The organism is Bowmanella yangjiangensis, from assembly GCF_017255015.1.
GTDB classification, from domain to species: domain Bacteria; phylum Pseudomonadota; class Gammaproteobacteria; order Enterobacterales; family Alteromonadaceae; genus Bowmanella; species Bowmanella yangjiangensis.
The window spans coordinates 1-381 of the sequence record NZ_JAFKCS010000693.1 but is presented as its reverse complement, the minus strand read 5'-3'; the positions used below and the strand labels follow the sequence as shown (position 1 = coordinate 381).

The following is a 381-nucleotide window of genomic DNA, read 5'->3' as shown; positions in this document are numbered from 1 at the left end:
GGGTCGCCGGGTGCTGGGGGTACAGCGGGCGATAGAGCAGCGAGAGCGTGTCGTCCTGCTCCTCGACCTGCAGCTCGCCACCCTCGCCGCCGAGGCGCTGGTAGCGCAGCGCGGCGGTCAGCGCATCGCCCAGCGTCGCGCTGCGTTGCAGCAGGTAGCTGAGGACGCTGAAGGGGCCGGGCGTCAGGTTGCGTCCCAGCAGCAGCCCCGGTTCCGGGTGCTGCAGGCGCCTGTCCAGTTCGAGCCACAGCGCTTGCTGGGCGGCGAAGGGAATGCGCGCATCTGGGTCGACGAGCTGCTCGTCGTGCAGTGCGCAGGCGTCCAGCAGGGGCTGGCGCTCGAGGCCGAGGCGCGTGGCGGCGTGCAGGATCGCCTGGGTCA

General features: G+C 72.2%; 1 protein-coding gene. It reads right to left on the bottom strand.

Annotated features, from left to right (window positions below; genetic code table 11):
* Window positions 1-381 (bottom strand): AraC family transcriptional regulator ligand-binding domain-containing protein (locus J0A65_RS26290; protein ID WP_206597126.1); only part of this gene is annotated, 381 nt, incomplete at both ends.